Source organism: Parabacteroides sp. AF39-10AC, assembly GCF_003635405.1.
Taxonomy (GTDB): Bacteria; Bacteroidota; Bacteroidia; order Bacteroidales; family Tannerellaceae; genus Parabacteroides; species Parabacteroides distasonis.
This window is the reverse complement of the sequence record NZ_QTLP01000008.1, coordinates 179,188-201,875: the sequence shown is the minus strand read 5'-3', so window position 1 is coordinate 201,875 and position 22,688 is coordinate 179,188. Positions and strand designations below refer to the sequence as shown.

19 protein-coding genes are annotated in these 22,688 nt (G+C 47.6%); 3 read left to right on the top strand and 16 right to left on the bottom strand.

The window, feature by feature from the left end; genetic code table 11:
• Positions 1–95: 95 nt before the first annotated feature.
• Entirely contained in the window at positions 96–1,244 is a 1,149-nt protein-coding gene (locus tag DW033_RS09850; protein WP_122382704.1) for an acyltransferase, read from the top strand.
• 68 nt (positions 1,245–1,312) lie between these two features.
• On the opposite strand, the gene DW033_RS09845 is transcribed toward DW033_RS09850, so the two are convergent.
• The 3 genes from DW033_RS09845 to DW033_RS09835 form a co-directional block, all read right to left on the bottom strand.
• Positions 1,313–1,573: a DUF6582 domain-containing protein gene (locus DW033_RS09845; protein WP_005859868.1), complete on the bottom strand. Its 261-nt coding sequence runs from the start codon at positions 1,571–1,573 to the stop codon at positions 1,313–1,315.
• A gap of 195 nt (positions 1,574–1,768) precedes the next feature.
• Positions 1,769–2,395: a chloramphenicol acetyltransferase gene (locus DW033_RS09840; protein ID WP_008779104.1), complete on the bottom strand. Its 627-nt coding sequence runs from the start codon at positions 2,393–2,395 to the stop codon at positions 1,769–1,771.
• Entirely contained in the window at positions 2,392–2,901 is a 510-nt protein-coding gene (locus DW033_RS09835) for a GNAT family N-acetyltransferase (RefSeq protein ID WP_008772942.1), read from the bottom strand. The genes DW033_RS09840 and DW033_RS09835 overlap by 4 nt, the downstream gene beginning before the upstream one ends.
• A 95-nt stretch (positions 2,902–2,996) precedes the next feature.
• Between DW033_RS09835 and DW033_RS09830 the strand changes: the two genes are divergently transcribed.
• Together DW033_RS09830 and DW033_RS09825 are read left to right on the top strand one after the other, a co-directional pair.
• Complete coding sequence (locus tag DW033_RS09830) at positions 2,997–3,953, top strand: nitrilase family protein (protein ID WP_121772097.1); 957 nt, start codon at positions 2,997–2,999, stop codon at positions 3,951–3,953.
• 1 nt (position 3,954) lies between these two features.
• The gene (locus DW033_RS09825) at positions 3,955–5,142 is read left to right on the top strand and encodes a DUF418 domain-containing protein (protein ID WP_005863273.1); all 1,188 of its coding nucleotides are present in this window, start codon (positions 3,955–3,957) and stop codon (positions 5,140–5,142) included.
• Positions 5,143–5,205: 63 nt separating this feature from the next.
• Here DW033_RS09825 and DW033_RS09820 read toward each other — a convergent pair whose 3' ends face one another.
• The 13 genes from DW033_RS09820 to DW033_RS09760 all read right to left on the bottom strand — a co-directional run bounded on the left by DW033_RS09820 (position 5,206) and on the right by DW033_RS09760 (position 22,489).
• Positions 5,206–5,742 carry a GNAT family N-acetyltransferase gene (locus DW033_RS09820; protein WP_008772940.1) on the bottom strand — a complete coding sequence of 179 codons (537 nt, stop codon included), beginning with the start codon at positions 5,740–5,742 and terminating at the stop codon, positions 5,206–5,208.
• 49 nt (positions 5,743–5,791) lie between these two features.
• On the bottom strand, positions 5,792–6,886 hold the full coding sequence (gene gldN / locus DW033_RS09815) for a gliding motility protein GldN (RefSeq protein WP_121772095.1): 1,095 nt from the start codon (positions 6,884–6,886) through the stop codon (positions 5,792–5,794).
• Between the two features lie 10 nt (positions 6,887–6,896).
• Entirely contained in the window at positions 6,897–8,465 is a 1,569-nt protein-coding gene (gene gldM / locus DW033_RS09810) for a gliding motility protein GldM (protein WP_005859860.1), read from the bottom strand.
• A 6-nt stretch (positions 8,466–8,471) separates the two neighbouring features.
• Complete coding sequence (gene gldL / locus DW033_RS09805) at positions 8,472–9,563, bottom strand: gliding motility protein GldL (RefSeq protein WP_008772938.1); 1,092 nt, start codon at positions 9,561–9,563, stop codon at positions 8,472–8,474.
• Positions 9,564–9,614: 51 nt separating this feature from the next.
• Entirely contained in the window at positions 9,615–11,042 is a 1,428-nt protein-coding gene (locus tag DW033_RS09800) for an SUMF1/EgtB/PvdO family nonheme iron enzyme (protein WP_005863265.1), read from the bottom strand.
• A 3-nt stretch (positions 11,043–11,045) separates the two neighbouring features.
• Complete coding sequence (locus tag DW033_RS09795; RefSeq protein WP_008777736.1) at positions 11,046–11,993, bottom strand: type IX secretion system membrane protein PorP/SprF; 948 nt, start codon at positions 11,991–11,993, stop codon at positions 11,046–11,048.
• Positions 11,994–12,140: 147 nt separating this feature from the next.
• Positions 12,141–12,362, bottom strand: coding sequence for a DUF2795 domain-containing protein (locus tag DW033_RS09790; RefSeq protein ID WP_005633363.1), 222 nt, complete (start codon positions 12,360–12,362; stop codon positions 12,141–12,143).
• A gap of 71 nt (positions 12,363–12,433) precedes the next feature.
• Positions 12,434–12,997, bottom strand: coding sequence for a cob(I)yrinic acid a,c-diamide adenosyltransferase (locus DW033_RS09785; RefSeq protein WP_005859850.1), 564 nt, complete (start codon positions 12,995–12,997; stop codon positions 12,434–12,436).
• A gap of 19 nt (positions 12,998–13,016) precedes the next feature.
• Positions 13,017–13,808 carry an O-methyltransferase gene (locus DW033_RS09780; RefSeq protein WP_005863261.1) on the bottom strand — a complete coding sequence of 264 codons (792 nt, stop codon included), beginning with the start codon at positions 13,806–13,808 and terminating at the stop codon, positions 13,017–13,019.
• Positions 13,809–14,007: 199 nt separating this feature from the next.
• Entirely contained in the window at positions 14,008–15,351 is a 1,344-nt protein-coding gene (locus tag DW033_RS09775) for a TolC family protein (RefSeq protein WP_022191996.1), read from the bottom strand.
• 4 nt (positions 15,352–15,355) lie between these two features.
• Positions 15,356–18,394, bottom strand: a complete 3,039-nt coding sequence (locus tag DW033_RS09770) for an efflux RND transporter permease subunit (RefSeq protein WP_122382703.1) — start codon at positions 18,392–18,394, stop codon at positions 15,356–15,358.
• 11 nt (positions 18,395–18,405) lie between these two features.
• Positions 18,406–19,506 (bottom strand): efflux RND transporter periplasmic adaptor subunit, encoded by a 1,101-nt coding sequence (locus tag DW033_RS09765; protein WP_034530110.1) that lies wholly within the window; start codon positions 19,504–19,506, stop codon positions 18,406–18,408.
• Positions 19,507–19,828: 322 nt separating this feature from the next.
• The gene (locus tag DW033_RS09760) at positions 19,829–22,489 is read right to left on the bottom strand and encodes a transglutaminase domain-containing protein (RefSeq protein WP_233554170.1); all 2,661 of its coding nucleotides are present in this window, start codon (positions 22,487–22,489) and stop codon (positions 19,829–19,831) included.
• Positions 22,490–22,688 lie beyond the last annotated feature (199 nt).

Sequence of the window (22,688 nt, the reverse complement as noted above, 5' to 3'; positions counted from 1 at the left end):
AAAAGAACTGTCTAATAACGTGAAAGATGGGGCCTTTTTGTATTTTTGCGGAAATTAGGAGTAATAGTAGTATCAAAAATAAGCTCAAACAATTAATGTCAAACTCAAAAATCTCAGCGGCCGCATTTGCGGACACAAAACCTCATTATGACCTTCTTGATGGATTGAGAGGTGTCGCAGCGTTAATGGTTATATTTTATCATGTATTCGAAGCCTTTGCTACGAGTCCCATTGATCAACAATTTAATCACGGTTATTTAGCCGTTGATTTCTTCTTTATCCTGTCCGGGTTCGTGATTGGTTATGCTTATGACGACCGGTGGAAAACCATGACGACAAAGGATTTTATCAAACGTCGGTTGATCCGTTTGCATCCGATGGTTGTCCTTGGAGCCGTTTTGGGAGTTATCGCGTTTTGTATACAAGGGTGTGAGAAGTGGGATGGTACGCATGTCTCTATATCCATGGTGATGCTAGCTTTGCTTATCAACCTTTTTTTGATACCGGCTGTACCCGGTTCCGGGCCTGAGATCCGTGGAAATGGTGAGATGTTTCCTTTAAATGGCCCTAGTTGGTCTTTGTTCTTCGAGTATATCGGGAATATTATGTATGCCTTGTTTATTCGTCGGATGTCAACGAAGGCGCTTATGGCACTTATTGTCTTGGCGGGAATCGGATTGGCTTCGTTCGCTATATTCAATTTTTCCGGTGCGGGGCACCTAGGTGTGGGGTGGACGATGGAAGAGTACAATTTGATCGGTGGCTTTTTACGAGTGTTATTTTCTTTCTCGATGGGATTGTTGATGTCGCGCGTCTTTAAGCCCATTCATGTCAAAGGTGCTTTTTGGATTTGTAGCTTGGCGATCGTTGTTTTACTTTCCATGCCCTATGTCGGTGACGGTGAGGCTTTATGGATGAACGGTATCTATGATTCTGTATGCGCGATCCTAATATTCCCTATGCTTGTCTATCTGGGGGCTTCCGGGAAGACAACCGATAAACATTCCGCCCGTATTTGTAAATTCTTGGGAGATATCTCTTATCCTTTGTATATGGTACATTACCCTCTTATATACTTGTATTTTGGGTGGGTGAAGAAGGAGAACCTTACATTTGCGGAAGCATGGCCGGAAGCGTTGGCATTAGTGATCGGAAGTATAGTATTGGCTTACATTAGTTTGAAACTTTATGACGAGCCGGTTTGCAGATATTTGACAAAGCGCTTTTTACAGGTACGCAAATAACCTGCCATAACCGTATGTGCCACCCAACACATACGGTGTATCGGTGAATAAGCGGATCAGAATGGGTATTAGTAGCGATTTGCCCATTCTAAGATTGTCGGACTTTCGACATCAACCCCGAACTCTTTGGCTTTTCTCAAGATATTATGAGCTAATTCCGGCTTTTGCTGATCGGTAGCGTATCGAAAATAGGATTCGGCCGCCCGTACGTGTGTGGCGTCCGGCATAGGATATTTTCGTTCTTCGGGTAATCCGAAATCAGAGTCGTTCAACTCTTTGCGTTCCTCCGTGTCAAGTCGGTCGGAACCTTGTTCTCTTTCTCTTTCCATCGTGATAATTTTTTAATGATCTGTTTATGAAACGTTTCGATGGAAACAATCACTTCTCGCTAAAAAGTGTTGGGAAAGAATTAATGTTTATCAAATAGATCTGATTCATAAAGAAAACATGCCTCGCAAAGCTCATAAGAACACATCTTTAGTTTCATCCTTAGAATCGGAAACGGATTGCCTTGCTCATCCGTCTCATCCGTCTTTATCCGCTATACGATCTAAGAGGATAGACACATGTCTGCCGTCCATCAAGCCATGATGAGCCGTTACGGAGATAGGGAGCATTCGATGCCCGTTCTGTTCGATCAGCTTTCCGGTGGAGATGCGGGTAGCGGAATCGCCTGTACGGAAAGAGGAAGCATGTTTCATCTCCGTGAAGGCGATCCATGGGACCGGGGAGAAACGGACTAGGTCTTGCCGGTCAGATTCCCTATCTTTGCAAAGGCCTGTGAGAGCTTGCACACGTTCGATCTCTTTCTGTGCGTTTTGAAGGAACAGTTGCCTGTCCGGTGTATATTCGAAGAAGCCGAAGCCGAATGTACCGTCTTCCCGCCCGATCGTTGTTCCCACGTGGATTCGGTCGAAGCAGACAGGGATGTTGTCGATGATCCGGTACCGGAACTCTTCCACCTCATTAACGGCTGTCATAATCTTATGTAAGGAGTAGAGGAAAAAAGAGGCATGATCCGCTTTCGCCTCTTTATAAATAGAGGTCACGTCTATCTGGGTGGTCAGTCCGAAGAAAGGGTCGTCCATAGAACCGAAAAACAGGAAATGTTCTTTCCGGTTCCAATGCTCTAGGTCAATAGGATGCTTCATGATTCTTTATTTGTTGGGTTTACTATTTTGTGGAAAGCGATACGTTCCGTACCATTCGCGATGTAAATGATACCGCATTGCTTGAAGCCATGCTTTTTCAATAAGTTTTGCATGACAATATTATCCCGGTGTGTATCGATACGGATATTATCGCAATGAGCGAATGCCCATTTTAGACATTCGGTCGAGATCCCCTTTTGCTTACCGTTGGAGGCCATGCGATGGATCACGGCATAAGGTTCATCGTTCAGCCATTCGCCTTCATAGATCTTTAGGTAAGTAGGGTCGATTCCCTCGATGTAACAAAAGGTCCCCACTAACTCGCCCTGCTCATTTTCGCATACGAAACTATGGCTGGCCTTGATCTCGTTGGAGATCAATTCCTCGGAAGGATATCCATTGATCCATTGATTGCCATTGCCATGCTCTTGCATGAACCTGCGTGCGTAATCGTAGATTGCCATTACCTCGGCCAGATCTTCTTGTCGTGTTTGTCTGATATTCATGATCGGTAGAAAAAGTTATCCCGCAAAAGTAGTATATTATTGTTATCTTTGCGAATCTAGTCGAAAAATATATAAACCAATTAAATCAAAATATCATGGAACCATTAAAAATTGCTACCGTGCAGTTCGAGACACGGGATAACGATAAAGTGTATAATCTTTCTATCATCCGGGAGATGTGCCGGAAAGCGTCGGTAGAGGGAGCGGATGTAGTGGCTTTTCACGAATGCTCGGTTTGTGGATATACGTTTGCCAAGGACTTGTCTCGCGAGGAATTGTTGGCTATTGCCGAACCGATCCCCACGGGGGAGAGTACGCAAGCCTTGATCGCCATCGCCAAAGAGTTTGGTGTCACGTTGCTGGCCGGATTCTTTGAGCGGGATGGGGATCGTATCTATAAAGCGCAAGTTTGCGTGGATGGCAATGGCTTGAAGGCAAAGTACCGCAAGCTACATCCGTTTATTAATCCGAATATCTTGCCGGGCGATCAATATGTGGTTTTTGAGATCAAGGGATGGAAATGTGGCATATTGATTTGCTACGATAATAATATCATAGAGAATGTCCGTGCCACGGCCTTATTAGGGGCGGATATCATTTTCATGCCTCACGTGACGATGTGTACCCCTTCCCCTCGCCCCGGGGCTGGTTTGATAAATCCTATGTTATGGGAGAACCGGGCAAACGACCCGACTTCCTTGCGACAGGAGTTCGATGGCCTGAAGGGACGTGCTTGGCTTATGAAATGGCTTCCCGCTAGGGCGTACGACAATGCGGTATATGTGGTATTCTCCAATCCGATCGGGCGTGATTATAATGAGATCAAGAACGGTTGCTCGATGATTCTGGATCCTTTCGGCGATATCGTGGCGGAATGCCGTAAGCTGGGGGATGATTTCGTGATCGCTACGGCTATCCCTGAGAAATTGAGACAGGCTGGAGGATATCGTTACCGAAATGCCCGTCGTCCGGAACTTTATGCGGATATTATCGGCCAACCGCATGAGTCCAATCAAAAGGTAGCATGGTTAACAGAAACAACAAATAAATAGTATGCAACAAACAACAATCTCTAAGTCACCTCGTGTAGAGGTGGTGGATGCGCTACGTGGATTCGCTGTCTTGGCAATCTTATTAGTGCATAATGTGGAACATTTTATCTATCCGGTCTATCCGGACCCGGCTACGCTGCCGGGATGGTTGAACGTATTGAATGAAGGCGTGTTTACGGTGGTATTCGCTTTGTTTGCCGGGAAATCGTATTCTATCTTTGCCTTGTTATTTGGTTTTACCTTTTATATACAGTATTCGAACCAGCAGGCGAAGGGAAAAGACTTCGGTTACCGCTTCCTTTGGAGATTACTGCTGTTGACGATCTTCGCTACGTTGAACGCCGCTTTTTATCCGGCAGGCGATGTTTTGCTGCTGTATGCGATCGTGGGCGTTGTTTTGTTTATCGTGCGTAAATGGAGCGATAAGGCTGTCTTGATAACGGCTATTATCTTTTTATTGCAGCCGGTGGAGTGGTATCATTATATCGCTAGCCTGTTTAATCCGGATTACCAATTACCCAATTTAGGAGTAGGGGAGATGTACTCAGAGATGGCGGAGCATACCAAGCGGGGGGATTTATGGAATTTCATCTGGCAGAACGTGACGTTAGGACAAAAGGCTAGTTTGCTCTGGGCTGTTGGTGCCGGCCGGTATGTACAGACCTGCGGGTTATTTATGCTGGGAATGTTGATCGGGCGCAAAAAGTTATTTATCCCCTCGGAGGAGAATTCCCGTTTTTGGATAAAGACCTTGATCATTACTGCGATCGCTTTCGGTCCTTTATACCAACTGAAAGTATTGTTGATGGATACGGCGGACAGCGCTATCGTGCGCCAGACGGCAGGTGTTGTGTTTGATATGTGGCAGAAATTCGCTTTTACGTTCGTATTGGTGGCTTCCTTTGTGTTACTGTATCAGCGCGAGGCCTTTAAGCGTTTTACCTCTATCTTGCGCTCTTATGGAAAGATGAGCTTGACGAATTATGTGACACAATCTTTTGCTGGTGCGTTGATCTATTTCCCGATCGGCTTGAATCTGGCTCCTTACTGCGGTTATACGGTCAGCATGTTCATCGGTATCGCCTTTTTCTTTTTGCAAGTACGCTTCTGTAAATGGTGGGCTGAAAGACATAAACACGGACCGTTGGAAGGTCTTTGGCATAAGTGGACATGGGTAGGTTCTAAATAAGGATCTGATTATCTGGTGAAATGAGATGGGGTATGTCCCGTCTCATTTCATTACAGACAGTTCTCACTCCATAAAAGGTTTGGCATATTTAATCATTCCATGCACGTTCTTGAGTCCTTCCGGTGCCAACTCGACAACCATGCAATATTCGCTGGGGACATCGAATGGGAACTCAATGCCGAAATCAATCGCCCTTTTATATCCGAATCTCGGATAATAATCCTTATGTCCTAATAAGACGGCCGATTTATAGCCTAGCTCTCCCGCTCGCTTATGCGCTTCACGGATCAAAGCGCTACCAACGCCAATCCTTTGGTACTTCGGTACCACCGAAACCGGTGCTAGCCCAAGAGAGATCACGCTTTGGTCTTCTGATACGATTTCCACCTTACTCATCATGAGATGCCCTATGATTTCGCCGTTTAATTCAGCGACTAAGGAGAGCTCCGGAATATAAGCGTCCGTTTTTCGTAAACGTTCTACAAGGTACGGTTCGCTTTGATCACTGTCCTCCACGTCACGGAAAGCAAGTTCCACGACTTCCCTTACTGCTTGAAAGTCGTTCTCTTGCTCTGGTCTAATCTTGATTTCTTTATTCATATGTTGCGTATCACCGGTTATCGCTCAGACCCGTATCGTGAGTCCGTTTTTATCTTCTGCGTCGAACACTGCGTACCGGAGCGGATTTTTCTGCTTTCGGAGCCTTGACAGTGGGAGCTTTCTTTTCGGAGGCAGGTTCTTTGGTTGTAGTACCTTTTCCTCTTGCGGCGCTCTTTCTGGCTTTCTTCGCGGCTTTGCTGTCTACCGCTACTTGAGTCGTATCCGGTTGATACCAGAGTGATTTCTCAAAGCTGGTTAATTGACCTTCGATACGAGCTTGCTCGTTCTTTAAGGAATCCGGTGTCGGGCAATACGCCTGCAATGGCAGATTCATCAAGTTTTGGGTCTTGATGATATCCCCCTCGAACATCCGGCGACGGAAATAGTCATCCATCGTAAAAGTCATGGCGTTATTCATATTAGACGTCATGATGTATGAATTGCTGATATACGGACGTATATTCTCGTAAGGAAGCCAGAACATAGGCATGGTTGTCTCTCCCATATCACCTGTAGAGGTAAGGATCGGGCAAATCGCCAATATCTTGACATCAAAAGCGGAATTATTCTGGTCGAAATACCATGCTTCTTTTACATAGTAAGACCGTACGTCGGCTGCAGGTATATCGCTTTCATTGATTACGAAAGTCGGTTCCTCACCCGCTCTCCCCGGTATCTCCTCATAAAGGATGTAGAAGCGATCCAGCAAATCCTTGAAGTTGATCAAATGGGCTTCGTCAAACTCCTCGTATCCGTCCAGATACTCATAGGCCTTGATCTTGTTCTCACCTAAAAGCTGGAAGATTACGGAGAAAAGATTCATCTGTCCGTTCATCGGGCGGGTCGGGTAATAAAGCGGAGCGTTCTGTTCTTTCATCAAGTCCACCTGCCGGTAGATAATACGCATCCAGCGAGCGTTCCCGATCTCTTGCGTCAAACGCTCGTTCATATCTTGGGCCCGTACGGTCAGTTCGGGTAAACCGGTATCTTTCTTATCGTTTCTTTCCCCACGGCTGGCTTGAGGCGAACGGCGACGCGTTTGTTGTTGCTGCGTAGCTTCGTTCTCAACTTCTTCTTGCGCATGAAGAGGCATCGCTGTTAAAAAAGTGGCGGCCAAAGCGGCTATGTAATACAGATGTTTCATACTGCGAATCTTAATTTACGATTACTTCGATAGTCGGTATGGTACGTTCGATACCGTCCGGACCTTTCGCGACTACACGGGTGATATAAAAACGTTTACCCTTACTTAAATTGCGGATATAGTTTTTCTGACGTTGGGAGAAGTTGGTTCCTTCGGCCACTTCCGGGATAGCGTTACCCATGGAGTCGAAGAAAGTCAGCTCAAAACGTAATACCGTATATTTTACATTTAGCAAATCATCGTCGATAGCGGCCAGAATACCGTCAGCCTCTACCAAGCTACGTTTGGCGATCATACCTCCCTTGAACTTACGGACGTTACCGTTTTGATCCTTATACTCGATATAAGGTAGGGGATCGGGGAGGGCACGCACGCGGAAGGTAGTCTTTGCCATCTCTATGTTCCGGCCATCCGCCATACGAGCGTTTACCGTGATCACGGCTTCCGTTCCTACTTTAGACGGGCGGGCTTCCCAACCATCCTTGCTGCGGGTTAATGTGCCGTTCGTCATGGTAGCTGTCACATTACCGCTCGGTACACCCGGGACGGCGATACGCATCGGGTTGGCGATACCGGCATATAATACGTTCATCAATGTCGGGGCCACGGTAGCTGTCGGCTCGGTCACGAAATACTCGCTCTCGAAATCCCGGCGCATGATGCTGCCGTCGCTATTCGGCATCTCGATATAACCTTTGATCGGGAATGTCCCGGCAGCTCCGGTATTCACCGTGAAGACTCCTTTATTCTCGTAAGGTAATTCTTTTCCATTTACATAGATCGTAGGACGTTTCGTAGAGTCTACCGCCGATAATACGATATTCGCCTTGTACTGGCTTCCTCGCATTACGATCTGGCTTTCCGGGATTACCTGCGCCGTGATCTGGTTCACACGGTAATCGCCAACGTCTACGCTATTCAATAAGTTCGATAAGACCTCACCTTCGGCGTAGCGAACGTCACTTTGCATTTTTGTTAACAGGGTAACAGCCGCCGCTACCGGCATATTCTCGAACAAGGCCTCTTCCCAAGTACGGGTATTGATCCCCGCTTTATGAGGGGGAGTCGTGCTTAGGTTCGCCTCCAATACGGCAGTCTTCGCCGAATCTTCGATAAAGCCGCCCATCCAGATACGATACTTATCAATTTCCGCTCTCAGCTTTTTACCTTCTCCGCTTACAGGAGAGAGCATTACACGGGAGGCGGCTTCCAAATCATCCTTATGCTCGATGCTGTTTACGTTGGCATTCTCGCCATCAGCTACCTTAGCGATACGGATCTTTAAATCTTGTATATACGTATAGAGGCTATCTGAGGCTCTTTTCACCTCACGGGCCTTCAATGCCCACTCACCCACTTTCTGGGGATTCTCTTGGTAATAAGCTTCCATCTCGTCCGCTACGATCTTGTTTCGGCGGGAGGAGTTATCGATAGAGGTTCGCAAGCTACCTTCCACCAACTCAAAACCATCCAGCACCTCCGACGACACATTCAGTGCCATCATGGCGATGAACACCAGATACATCAGGTTGATCATCCGCTGACGGGGAGAATTGGGATTATTTGATATTCCTGCCATATTTCTTTACTTCATTGGGTTGTTTGTATACGGAGCCTGCTGTGGCTGTTGGTAACCATAGGGTTGCTGATATTGCTGTTGGTAACCGGGCTGTTGTGGCTGCTGATACATCGGTTGTTGAGGTTGTTGTTGCGGCTGCGCCGGTTGTTGGTAGCCCATATTCACGGTCATCGCTTGTAATAAACGACTGTATACTTGGTTCAATTCGGCCAGTTGACGAGTCATCTTTTCCGTCTCGTTACGGAATACGGAACTATCTACCACCGATCCGTCATACATCTCACGGATACGATTCAAGCCACTATTGATGTGTTCGATAGATTCGATCTGCGAACTGATACTCTTCAACTGGATCTCATAGATGGTATTCAATCCGGATACGTTACGGTTCAATTGTTCCATCTGGTGTACGTAACCACGGGAGTTTTGGTTGATGCCATCGGAATTATCCGTGATACTCTTATAAGAGTTCAACAGTGTATCGGATACGTTCGTAAGCGAATTAGTCACTTGGCTGAAACGCTCCATGTTCTCAGACATGCCAGATAATTGCTCCAGATATTTTTGGGTAGCTTCCGTCAATTCTGCCATCTTGGAAATTTGCTCGGCCGCTCCGCTTAATTTCTTGATGCTCTCGGATAAGTTCTTGGTATCTTCTTCCGTCACGTCCAGATTACCTGCGATATTCAAGGAACCACCTCTTTGCGCGTTCGCCTTAGACGCTGCCGAACCGATATTTATTCCCCCGGCTATCTCATCGTCTTCTACATTATCCGTAGAATTGATCATGGTTGAGATCGGCGTACCGGTGAAATCCGGACGATCCATCGGGTTCTTTGATTTCAATACGGGGAAAACATCTTCCCAATGATACTCCTTGTTCGGATGCTCGAACGCCGAGATAAAGAATACGATAGACTCGGTGATCATCGCCACGAACAGGATTTGGTTAGCGTATGGTATATGTAATAACTTAAATAACGCACCGAGGATTACGATGGACGCACCCCAACTATACAGGAAGTTCAATACTCGTTTTCCTCTTTCGCTGGAGAGGAACATCTCCAGTCTGTTTTTATATCTTCTATATTTTCCCATCGTCGTATTATTGTCTTAAATGATTCAAAACTTTAAATTTATAATTCCCGCTTATTTCTTTCCCTTGGAGCGAGAGAATCCTATTTGGGTACGTGCGCAACGGAAACCGATGTAAGAACGGCTCTCGTTCTGGAACTCGAAAGTACGCATGTCCGAACGGATAAATTGTGAGACATCTTTCCAAGAACCTCCTCGCACTACTTTCTTTTTCATGGCGTAGGGATCGTTCTTGGCGGCGTTGTAACGCAGATCCGGGTTCATGTCGCTCATTTGGCTCGGGCCAGACTCGGAGTAAGACGTTGAGGTCCATTCCGCCACGTTTCCTGCCATATCGTATAACCCGAACTCATTCGGGGCGAAAGAGCCTACACGAGACGTAATCAAATGGCCATCCTCCGTATAATTACCTTTACCCGGCTTGAAGTTACCCAAGAAACAACCTTTGCTGTCTTGAAGCTCGTCGGTAGACCAAGGGAACTTATTCTCGTTCTTACCTGTACGGGCGGCATATTCCCATTCTCCTTCGGACGGAAGACGGAATGGCTCTACCAATTGTCCCGGTGGCAAGCTCAAGGATTCTTTGTATAAATTCGTACGCCATACGCAGAAGGCAGTCGCTTGTTCCCAAGAAACACCGACTACAGGATAATCATCGTAACCCGGATGAGAGAAATACATACGGGTATATGGCTCGTTGTACGCATTCTTGAAATCGTTCACCCAGCAATTCTCGTCCGGGTAGATATTGACGATACGGGTATTCAAGAAATCCCATTCGCTGCTTAACGGGCGGGTGATCGTCTCGTTGATTACACGTCCTTCATCATCGATGTAAGCGGTGTCCTTGGAGATCATGACTACCTCGTTCGGATCTACCTGAATATCCGTATTACGAACCCGGTCCGCCGGGTTCAATTGATTCTTGCGGAGGGCGGCGGCGGTATAGTCGTACCACTCGTATTTATAGATCATTTGTTTAGGGTCCAAACCTTTCTCTCCGGTAACGGGATTCGTGTAATAGACACTTTCTATCGCACGTTGCTCATCCTCGTTCGCCCGTCTCCAAGGAATCGGACGGTTCCAGTCCAAATGCGGAGTGACAGGCTCCCCGTAACGGTCTTCCGTGATCTTGAACAGATCGTTGCCTCCATAAGCCGGATCCGCCAAGCGTTCACGGATAATAGAGTCTCTCACATAATAAACGAACTGGCGATATTTGGCGTTCGTTACCTCTGTCTGATCCATCCAGAACGCGTCGAAAGAGACCCCTTTCGTCTCCGGCATGATTCCCCACAAGGAATCCTTGTCGGCGGGCCCCATCTCGAACGAACCTCTTTTAACCAAGACCATTCCATACGGCGCTGGTTCATTGAACGCTACCGATCTGACACCTGTCACCTCACCGCCGGCACTCCGGAGAGATTTACCGCAGGAGGTAAGCAAGGCTACCGTTACAAGTACTAATAATACTTTTTTCATATACTATAATATACGTACACTTTTATGTCTATTTTTCCCTGTCTTCGTCTTGTTCAGCTTTAAGGCATACTTGACACATAGCTCGTGGCTACCGCTACTTGCCCGGCCTAGGGCCGTGGTCGGGAAATCAAAGGCGTAACCCGCATGGAAACGACCTAGCTTTACGCCGAACATGATGCCCACCGATTCATTCACCCGATAGGAAAAACCACCATTAAACATCTTATTATATTCCAGCCTAGCGGTAATATCCGCATGAAAACTTTGCATGTCTGTCAGCAAGAACACCGAGGGCTGTAATTCTATCAACGGATTCTTTAATTGAATATTGTATCCACCCATTAAATTAAGTGAACGACCTATATAGGTATAGGCGTTCTCGTCCAGTTGAAGCTCCGGTTGGGTGATATGCGTCATGCCAAACCCGGCGTAAAACCGTTTATGGGTATAGTAAATACCGAAGTTCATATCCAACCCCATGCCGCTGACCTGCTCTACAGGAATGGCGGCGTCGGTCTCTTGATGGTATTCGGACTCAACCTTTATCACCTTGGTTCCGTCGAACGACTGGTTGACTAAGCCGATTTGCAGACCGCCGCTCAAGACTCCCCCGAATAATTTATACTTATAGGCGTATTGCGCCCCTACATGCGTATTCTGGAAAAGCCCGATCGCCTCGGTAAATACAACCAATCCGACACCGTGATTCGTCTTGCCTAAAGCGAGTGGCATATCCGCGGTAATGAAGAACGACTTGGGTGCCCCATGTACGCCGATCATTTCCAAGCGGGCGAGAGCCAATATATTCAAGTCCTCCGTAGCTCCGGCCACGGCCGGGTTATAATACGGTTTCGCCATGAAGTATTGACTTAAGCGTGCGTCATATTGCGCCCGTACGATTCCCGCACAAGTACACAAAAGGATCAAGATCGAAAGAAGACGTCTTCTCATTTAAACATTCACTTCACGTTGTAACTACAAACGCAGCAAATCCGGATAAATTGTATTTTCACAAAAAAACAACGAGGCAGGGGAGCTCGATCGTCCGCCACCTCGTTCTTCTATTTCTTAATTTTCAATTTCCAATTCTCAATTGAACTAGTATTCTTCCTCGTTAAAGAAGAAGTCTTCTTTACTTGGATAATCCGGCCAGATGTCTTCCATGCATTCGTAAATCTCGCCTTCATCTTCCATTTCCTGCAAATTCTCAATCACTTCTAATGGCGCACCAGAACGTTGTGCATAGTCAATAAGTTCATCCTTAGTCGCAGGCCAGGGTGCGTCTTCCAATTTTGAAGCTAACTCTAATGTCCAATACATAGCTGTCAAGTATTAATAACCGCCGAAGCGATTTGGTTCTCTATTTTTCCGCGAAAATATGACTTTATTTATTATACGCAAGTATAATCCCAAATAATTTCTTTACCGTTATTATTTATGCATTCTTTTCGTGCCAGAACGAAGAAATAATCCGATAAACGGTTCATAAATATCAATACAGGCTCCTCAACGGGGCAATTCTCGGCCAAGCGATAGATTTGTCGCTCGGCACGACGGCAAACGGTGCGGCAAACGTGTGCGAGGGCGGCCGAGCGGCATCCTCCCGGTAGGATGAACGCGTGCATTTTCGGCAGCTCGTTATCCAGACGGTCTATCTCCCGCTCGATACGCTCGATGCTCTCGGGCGTTACCTTGCTCTCGATTTTCAATTCCGTGGTCGCTTGATCCGTGGCTAGGTAAGAACCGATCGTGAATAGCTTATGCTGGATGAATGATAAGAAATCAGTATCTTTCTCATCATTCAAGGCCGTGATTAATAATCCGATAAAGGAGTTCAGCTCATCTACGGTGCCATAGCTCTCGATCCGATCGTGCGCTTTCGACACGCGTTGTCCACCTACCAGTGAAGTGGTTCCTTTATCGCCTGTTCTGGTATAGATAATACTCTTCTTCATATCTGACTTGTTTTGAATCCTAAAAATAAACAATATAATCTCGTTTGTGCAATTTCTTGTTGAATAAGACAATCCCTAGCGAGTAAAGATCTAAGGTGACCGTCACTTCCGGACATGCGCAGATCTCTTCCCAAAGTTCACGCATCTTACGGCTCGCCTTGATTCCCTCAAAAACGAATACCGTATCGTTGTGCGCGTATTTCATACATTCATTAAACAGCCAGAGGTTGTTATGTTGTTCATATAAAGTGTTGAAAAAAACAAAATCTAAGCTATTTATGTCATTTAAGGCTTGGGGAAGCAAGTCCTTATAATTACCGATACGCAAATCGACGGGATTACGTCCCTCTTTAGCGAATGCTTGACGGGCAATCGTGGCGAATTCCGGTACATTTTCCAAGGCGATACATTTCAATCCCGTGGCATAGGAGGTTAGATATAAGGTAGACAGCCCCATCGTGGTTCCTATCTGGAGGATATTCTTGGACTTGAAATAGTTTGTTAAACGGAATAATAAGGCGCCATGCTTGGGCCGGATGGATTCCCGTTTTACGATCTCGCTGATGGAACGGGTCTTTCGTTTCCCTTTGTTCTGCCGGTCTGGATAGGTGATCTCTCCTTCCCTGAATAATAACTGCTTACGTAAAAGCTCTATATCATAGAAACTATAATAAGAGCATTTTTCCTCGATGACCTTCGTGATGAGGTTAAAAACGAAAGGCGAATGTACTCCGAATCCTTTACGGTAACGGATGCTGCGGTACAAGAGCGATCCTTTTCGTAATGTATTAACCTTTGGTAGTATTTGCATTTCTTTTTGTCATTGGGCAATGAGACCTTGCCATTTACCGCGAACTTACATAAAAAAACGCAATTAGCATAAGCCTCTAGTCATTAAACGGGGTTATAATGACTTGTGTCATGCGGATGGCACAGCCGTGCCATAAAGGTGGCACCAGCGTGCCATCGCAGTGGCACAGTCATGCCATCAGCGTGGCACTAGCTTTATCTTAGAAACTGGCTTTCTCCGGTTCTGGGCGGATATAGGTTAATATCTGCCCGCTTAATTGAAGCAGCGAGATCTCACAGATCTTGGTGGAGTATTCCGCCACGGAAAGACGCTCCTCCGCTTCCAGCAGACTGTTTTGTGCCTCACGCAATTCGATACCAGACAACTCGCCAAGTTTATAGCGGTCGATGGCGATCCGGTAGTTCTCTTGGGCGGCTACGAGGTTCTCTTTCTCTAGGCTCCATAGGTCGAGGTTGTTTTTATAGGCCATCCAGAAGTTGCTCATGTCCGCACGCAGGGCAAGTTCCAGTTCTTGGATGCGCAATTGCTGGTTCTCGATTTGGATGCGGGCGTTGCGTTGCTCACGTTTCCGGTTGAAACCATCGAAGAGGCTCATACCGATGGTCACGCCGTAATTAAGCCCCAGCCGTTGTTGGAGGTCGTAATTGCCCACTTCCGTCCAGTTCGCCGTGTAGCCGTAGCCTGCGTTTAGCTTGACATAGGGATAATAGCGGCTTTTTACCTTTTTATAATCAAGCTCAGACAACGTCTGGTTCTTTTGGGCGATCAGGAGTGAGGCGTTGGCTTCGAGGGTATTCTTCCATAGATCTACCTCGTCGAGGAACGGGTTCGGGTAGATCAAGGAGTCCTTGATCTGGATTTCCTCCTCCACATTATTTAATGCCATCAACTCGTTCAGGCGGATACGGGAGGTATGCACGACCTCCAATTGGTTTAATACCTTGGAGCTATCCGAGTTGAAGTCCACTTGAGCCTGTTGCAAGTCCAGACGGGACATGGAGCCGATATAATACCGTTCTTCCACGATCCGTAAACGCTCCTTGGAAAGATCCAAGGTGGAACGGAGGTTACGCAAACGGATTTTCTGCCGGATCAGGTTGTAGTACTCGCTGGAAAGGTTGGCTACGAAATCCTCGATGGTCATGCGGGTGTTCAATTCCCCCATTCGCTGTAATTCTTTCAAGCGAGAGTATTCGGCTTGGATACCGAAACCGTCGAAAACCGTCCAGTTAACGTTTAGTCCGACGTTGCCCGTCTCGCTGTTTATACCATTCGCCTTCTCGATCGATCCGTCTTGCAGGCTGTTACGGTTGTTATTGATATTTCCGCTGAATCCGCCGCTCATATCTACGGTAGGCAGATAACCGGCGTTTCCCGGGGTGGCGTTATTGTCGCTGATCTGTTGCTCGTTACGAATGATACGGATGGAGTAGTTCTGCTCTAATCCGGTTTCGATACACCGTTTCAGATCGAATAGTTGCTGCGCTTCCGCTATAAAGAGGGAAGAGAAGGCAAATAATAAGGTATATACATATTTCTTCATAAATCTACAACTTGGTGTTTTGTTTTTTTCGGTTGGTGGATATAAATGAATACATGGCCGGTACGATAAACAGGGTCAAGAAGGTCGATACCAACATTCCGCCTACTACCGCTACACCCATGGCGATACGCCCTTGGGCACCCTCGCCCGTAGCGTATACCAATGGCACCAAACCGAGGATGGTGGATACGCTAGTCATCAAGATCGGGCGCAGACGCTGGGTCGCGGACGAGCGGATCGCTTCCGGCAAACTAAGTCCCGACTCTTGCCGCTGATTGGCGAACTCTACGATCAAGATACCGTTCTTCGCCACCAAACCAATCAACATAATGATACCGATCTGGCTGAATATATTCATCGTGATACCCGAATAACTCATGAACATCAGCGCACCGGCGATAGCCAAAGGCACGGTGAACATCACTACCAACGGGTCCTTGAAACTCTCGAACTGGGCGGCCAACACCAAATAAATCATCAACAAGGCCAAGATCATGGCGAACATTAAACTGGAAGAACTCTCACGGAACTCTTTCGACTCGCCGGAAAGAGCGGTACGGAAGCTACCATCCAGCACCTCCGAGGCGATACGGTCCATCTCGTCCAGACCATCGCCGATCGTGTATCCTTTATTCAATCCACTGGAAACCGTCGCCGATACGAAACGGTTATAGCGATACAATTGGGGCGGCGCCACGTTTTCCGTAACCTTAACCAAGTTATCCAGCTGGATCATTTCCCCATTGTTACTACGTACATAGATCGATTTTAAATCGACAGGGGTATTTCGTTGCTGGCGGTTGATCTCGCCCAATATCTGGTATTGCTTACCATTCATATAGAAGTAGCCCATACGCTGTCCGCTCAACGCATATTGCAAGGTCTGGGCGATGTTGCGGGTGCTGACGCCCAATAAGGAAGCCTTATCCCGGTCGATCTCGATACGTGCCTCCGGCTTGGTGAAGCGCAAGTTCACGTCCGCCATCTGGAAGACCGGGCTCTCGTTCACCTTTTGCATAAACGTAGGCAGGAACTCTTGCAGTTTATCCAAGGTCGGGGCCTGCAGTACGTATTGGATAGGCATACCGCCCCGGCGTCCGCCGAAGGTGGATTGCTGTTGTACGAAGGCGCGGGCCAAGGTCTCTTTGCGGACTTCTTTCGACAAGGTCTCGGCGATCTCCATCTGCGAGCGTTCCCGTTCCTTGATATCGCTTAATATGAGGTTTAGCGAACCTCCTCCTTCCCACGAGCGGGTCATGATGGATTGCTTCTCGGGAGCGATGGAGTCGGCTATTTGCTCGATACGGTCCGCGTAGTCGCGGATAAACTCGAAGGTAGCCCCTTCCGGCCCGCGCATATTCACGGAGATCATGGAACGGTCCTCCAAAGGCGATAACTCGGAACGAATGTTCTTCCAGAAGTACCCGATCGATCCGAAAAGAAGGATAACGATAGGGATCGACCATATCTTATGGTTCAAGAACGCGTTCAACGACTTGGCGTAGATCGTGTTCAATCCCTCGAAGAACGGCTCGGTCTTCCGATAGAACCAGTTTTTCTTCTCTCTCCTCTTCAATAGCTTGGTAGCCAACATCGGTGTAAACGTAAGGGCCACGAACGAGGAGATAGCGACCGAACCGGCGATCACGATACTGAACTCCTTGAATAAGCGCCCCGTCATACCTTCCATAAACACGATCGGCAAGAATACGGAGATCAGGGTGATCGTGGTAGATACCACGGCGAAGAAGATCTCTTTCGATCCTTCGATACCCGCCTCTTTCGGTGACATGCCTTGCTCGATACGTACATATATATTCTCCGCCACCACGATCGCGTCGTCTACCACCAGACCGACCGAGAGCACGACCGCCAACATCGTCAATACGTTGACGGAGAATCCGGAGATATACATCACAAAGAAAGCTCCTACCAACGATACGGGGATAACGACGACAGGAACCAGCGTGACCCGCCAGTCGCGGAGGAACAAGAAGATAATCAATACGACCAAGAGGAAAGCCTCGTAAATCGTCTGTTGTACTTCACTGATAGAGGCCCGGATAAAGCGAGTGTTGTCATACATCATCTCGATCGTGACATCTTCCGGCAGGTCTTTTTGTAATTGCTCGATACGCTTGTAGGCTTCGTCGGCGATCTCGATATGGTTGGCTCCCGGTTGGGGGATGATAACGGTCATAACCATTGGCTCGCCGTTCTTCTTCAGTAAGCTCCGCAAGTCCTCGGGAGCTACCTCCGCACGTCCGATATCACTGAAGCGCACGATGTTGTTGTTGTCTTCCTTGATAATTAAATCGTTGAATTCCTTGGCGGTATGCATCAATCCTAAGGTACGTATGGATAAGGAGATCGTATTTCCCTCGATACTACCGGAAGGAAGCTCCACGTTCTCGTTATCGACGGCGTTTTTCACGTCCATCGGGGTCACTCCGTAACCCGCCATCTTGATTGGGTCCAGCCATAGACGCATGGAATACCGTTTTTGTCCCCAGATATCCACGCCACTCACGTTCTCGATGGTCTGCAAGCGCTCTTTCACCGTCAGCTCGGCGATCTCGCTCAACTCCATCAACGAGCGTTTGTTGCTTCGGATGGCGATCTGCATGATCGGGGAGGCATCGGCATCCGCTTTCGATACCGTAGGTGGGTCGCAGTCACGGGGAAGGTAGCGTTGGGCACGAGATACCTTATCACGTACATCGTTCGCCGCCGTTTCCATATCCACGGACAACTCAAACTCTACCGTGATGCGGCTGCTGCCTTGGCTACTCACGCTACTCAATGAACGGATACCCGGGATACCGTTGATATTCTGCTCCAACGGCTCGGTGATCTGATTCATGATCACGTCGGCGTTCGCTCCGGGATAAGATACGTTGACCGAGATAATCGGCTGGTCTACGCTCGGGAACTCCCGGACGCCAAGGAACCGGTAACCGATAAAGCCGAACAGGAGGATGACCAGCATCATCACTGTCGAGAGTACGGGCCGGTTTATACTGGTTTCTGAAATATTTGCCATCGTTCTTCTCCTTATTCAGTCAAGTTGTCAATAGAAACTTTCATGCCGGTACGTAACTGCATCACGCCGGACGTGATCAGCGTATCGCCCACATTCAACCCTTGCAATACCTGTACACGGCTCTCGGTTCGAATACCGATCGTGATCTCTTGAGGCTCGGCCACGCCGTTCTTATATAAGTAAACGATGTCTTTTCCCATCTCGGGGATAACGGCCTCGCTGGGGATGGCTAAAGCGTCCTTGATCTCCCGCTTGCTGATCTCGACGGAGGTATAACGGCCGGGTAAGATATTCTCGCCCGGATTCGGGTAAGTGGCACGTACTTTCAAGGTACGGGTCGCCATATCTACCTTGCTTTCCACGGCGTAAACGGTCGCCTTATAGTTCTGCATCATACCGTCTTTCTCCATGCGGAATAGGATCGGGGTTCCGTCTTGTACCTCGGCTGCGTAGCTCTCGGGGATGGAGAACTCGATTTTCAAAGGGGATATCTTGGTCAACTTGGCGATTACGGAAGAGGAGGAGGTAACGTACGCGCCCTCACTCACGGAGCGAAGTCCGATGATTCCATCGAAAGGAGCCCGAAGCTCTGTCTGGGCGATATTCGCTTTGACTAGCTCGATATCCGCCATTAGCTTCTCGTATTCGGTGGCTACTTGCTCGTAGGCCTCTTGGCTGACGGCGTCTTTCTCCAACAAGGTACGTTGGCGATAGACACGATCCTTGGCTAAAGGAACTTGAGCCTCCAGCTTCTTTAGCTGGGCTTGCAGCGGCTTGTCATTGATTTTGGCCAACAGATCGCCCGCCTTTACGTGGGTACCTTCCGTGAAATAGATTGCTACCACCTTACCGGAGGACTCGAAAGCCAAATCCACCTCTTCGTCCGGAAGGGTACTCCCGGTACTCATGATCTTATCGGTTAATGATTGGTATTTCAATACCTCGGCGTTGATGTTAAGTGTCTGGTTTCGCAGGCTCGTGCCCGATGTGGGTACGACGGAAGCGGCATCTTGGGATGCCTTGAACTTGTTTTTCAATTGAGGGTAAGCGATCATTCCCGCTATCATTAATAAGATAGCCGCCGTAACTCCCCATTTCGCTCTCTTTGTCATCATGTTCTCGTATGGTATTTACTGATAATTTACACTCGTTACTCCAAAATATATAACTAAACGCAAGTTTAGACTGCCCTTTCGTAAAAAGGTTTAATCAAAGATATTATTTTTTTGAGAGATGAATCCTTGATTGGGAAGAACGGGAAAAATAAGGGAATTAAAACGAATCTAGGGAGGAAGTCTGATCGGTTTGTGGTAGAAGAAATGAGTGTCTCCTGTCGTATAGATCTTTTCACATAGGTGAAAAGAACGTTTCACAGCCGTGATCCGATCGTTTCACATGGGTGAAAAGATCAGATCACACTTGTGAAACGATCTGTTATAGCTTATGTATAACTTTCATTAACTGCTCGCCCAAGCCAATCGTATAGCCTTGAGAGACAAATACGACACGGTTGAACGTATCGGCGATCAAGAAGATCGGCAAGGTATTGGCGTTTTGCAATTTCATCGCTGTAGCCATCTCCTTTTGGATCGCCCCGTCGATATCCAGACCGTATGTGATCGTGCCCGGTAAATCGCCGAACTCTTTCGGATCGAAGTTCTTATAGCCCTTCTCGTCAGGGAAGAGAAGCACGATGCCTCGTCCCCAATCTTCTAGTTCCTTCTTCACGGCGGCGATATCACGCATCGCATGGTTTGTCGGTTCTTGGCGGGAGCCTAGAAGCGCTACGATATAGTAGCCACGTCCGGTAGTAGCTAGCAAGCTAGTTTCCTCGCCGTTGTCCGCACGTTTGAATTTATTCTCGGAGTTGAAATTACCGATCACCTGTATCTCGTCCTTGCTTTCGCGCATCTCCAATTGGATCGGGGTGGTCTTGTCTGCCTCCACATTGAAAAACTCGATCTCGGCCAATACGCTACCGTTTGCCATACGAGTACCGGTCACTAACATATAATTACCTTCATCCATGGATAACGGTTTCTTCAGTAATCCGCTCCAAGTATCTCCCAAGCCCATATCCACATTACCGCCTCTCTCGAAATTCAAGGTCTGTAAAGTACCGTTCGGCAAAACCTTGGCGATCGTGAAGTGACTGTAATATTTCGGGTCTTGCAGCGCCTTGATTGGTTGGTAAGAAGCGATTACCTTGCCTTGTTTAGCGGTCGTCTGTACGGCAGCCTCGAAATCGACGTCTACCCAAGCGTTGTCTTTGAAGTACTGGATCTTGCGGGCTACCGGCTCGATACGTGCCGGAATACCTAAGCTACGAGCCACGGCCACGAAGAAGATATTACGGGAGCCCTTATCAGCGATACGAGATTTCCATACACCCATCGGCATGATCGGAATACGTTGTGCGTTTAGCGCATCGTTAATGGAGACGTTATTCTTCACCCAATCCACCAATGCCTGTGGATTCTCTACGGCTTGTTTCGCAAGGGAAGGCTCAATATTTGCGGCGAAGAAACTCTTATAAGGAGTCAGGAACTCATTGGCCACACGAGGATTCATGATATATTCATTGAACCATTCGCTTTGAACGGCCGGCGTATTATTCAAATGATCTGCGAGGACAGACGCAGGTGTATCACGTAGATCCTTAGCGGATACGACATCCAATAATGCCATCGCCTGCGTACGCTTCTCGGCGGGAGTCTCCCGTAAGAACTTCTCGATCTCCATCCAGTTACCACGGCTACCGATCATGAAATCCTCCGTCTTCATCGGGTCGATACCCAATTCTTTCGCTAAAGCCTCCGCTTTCTCTTCCGTATAGAAAGTGGCTACATATTTATTACGGATAGCGTCTTCCTCCAATAAGCGTTTGGCGTTCGCTTCCTTTTGCTCCGGTGTAACTTCCGCTGGGATAGAGCCGTCCACCGGTGGTATGATATCTAGGGCGATCGTCTCCACATCTCCCGGTTTCTTATTCAAGGCGATCGTAACCTCTCCGTCCTTGCCGAAAGAGACCTTGCTGTAGCCGAACTTGCCATCTTTGCTGGCCCATACCAGCATATCCCCTTTTCCGGCGGATAATGAGCATTTGCCATCCGCGTCCGTCTTCTTGCGGGCTACACTGTTAAACTCGGCATAGTTATAAATCTTGAATTCTACCAAAGCGTCCTTTACCGGCTTACCATTGGCATCCGTAACCGTGATAACAGCTTTAGCCGAAGGTGCGTAATTATCGATCACGTTGATCTCGGTATACCCATCGGTACGTTCCATGACATCCTCCGGGCCATTGTATTTACCGAATACTTTCGTATGCATCAACATACCCCGGTAAGCAGGGCCGTTGAACCAACCCAGATTCAATACCGGTTCGGGCTCGCAAGCGCCGAAGAAATACCATTTACCATTCACCCAAGCTTCTACCCATGCGTGGTTATCATCCGTATGCGCCCAGCGAGGTGTATATACCTGACGTGCGGGGATACCCACGGAACGTAAAGCGGCTACCGTGAAGGTAGACTCCTCGCCGCAACGACCGTAGGCGGTCTTCACGGATGCCAAAGGGGAACTTGTGCGCCCATCGGAAGGGGTATAGATAACCTTCTCATGACACCAGTGATTCACTTCCAGTACGGCATCGTACAACGAGAGACCCTTCACCCGGTCTTTCAACTCATCAAAGAAAACCATGCGGCTTTCATCCAGATTCTCATTGTTGATTCGTACCGGCAATACGAAATGGCGGAAGATATCCTCTGGGATGCTATCGCCCCAAGGCATCTCATTCCGTGCTTGGAAAGAGGAACGGATGTTTTTCAAATAGAAATCGCCACTATAGTCCGTGATGTCTCCAATCGGCATATAGGCGTACATGAAGGTTAACGCCTCCCTCTCTTCGGGAGTCATTTGATCGTTAAATACTGCGAAAAGGTCTCCGTTAGGCAGAGCGGCCTGTTTCGCTTGGAAATCATTCTCAACCTCAGCTCGGTAAGCGGCGTCGGTAATAAAATGTTGTTGGTTGTTACAACTCGTCCATACGAGTAATGTAAACAACAGTGCGAATAGATGTTTTTTGTTCATAAAGCGGATATGTATGTGCGTCAAAAGTAATGATTCTATGTGAGATAGAAAAATTATCGAACCATTTGTAAGAAAGATTTGTTTTTCTATAGAAAGAATAAATCTAGCCTTCGTGTAAATTGGGGACCGGATTTCTTCTTTTTGTGTGATTATAATTACAAAAAGTTTACGAACTTTGTGACAAAGTATCAAATCACTA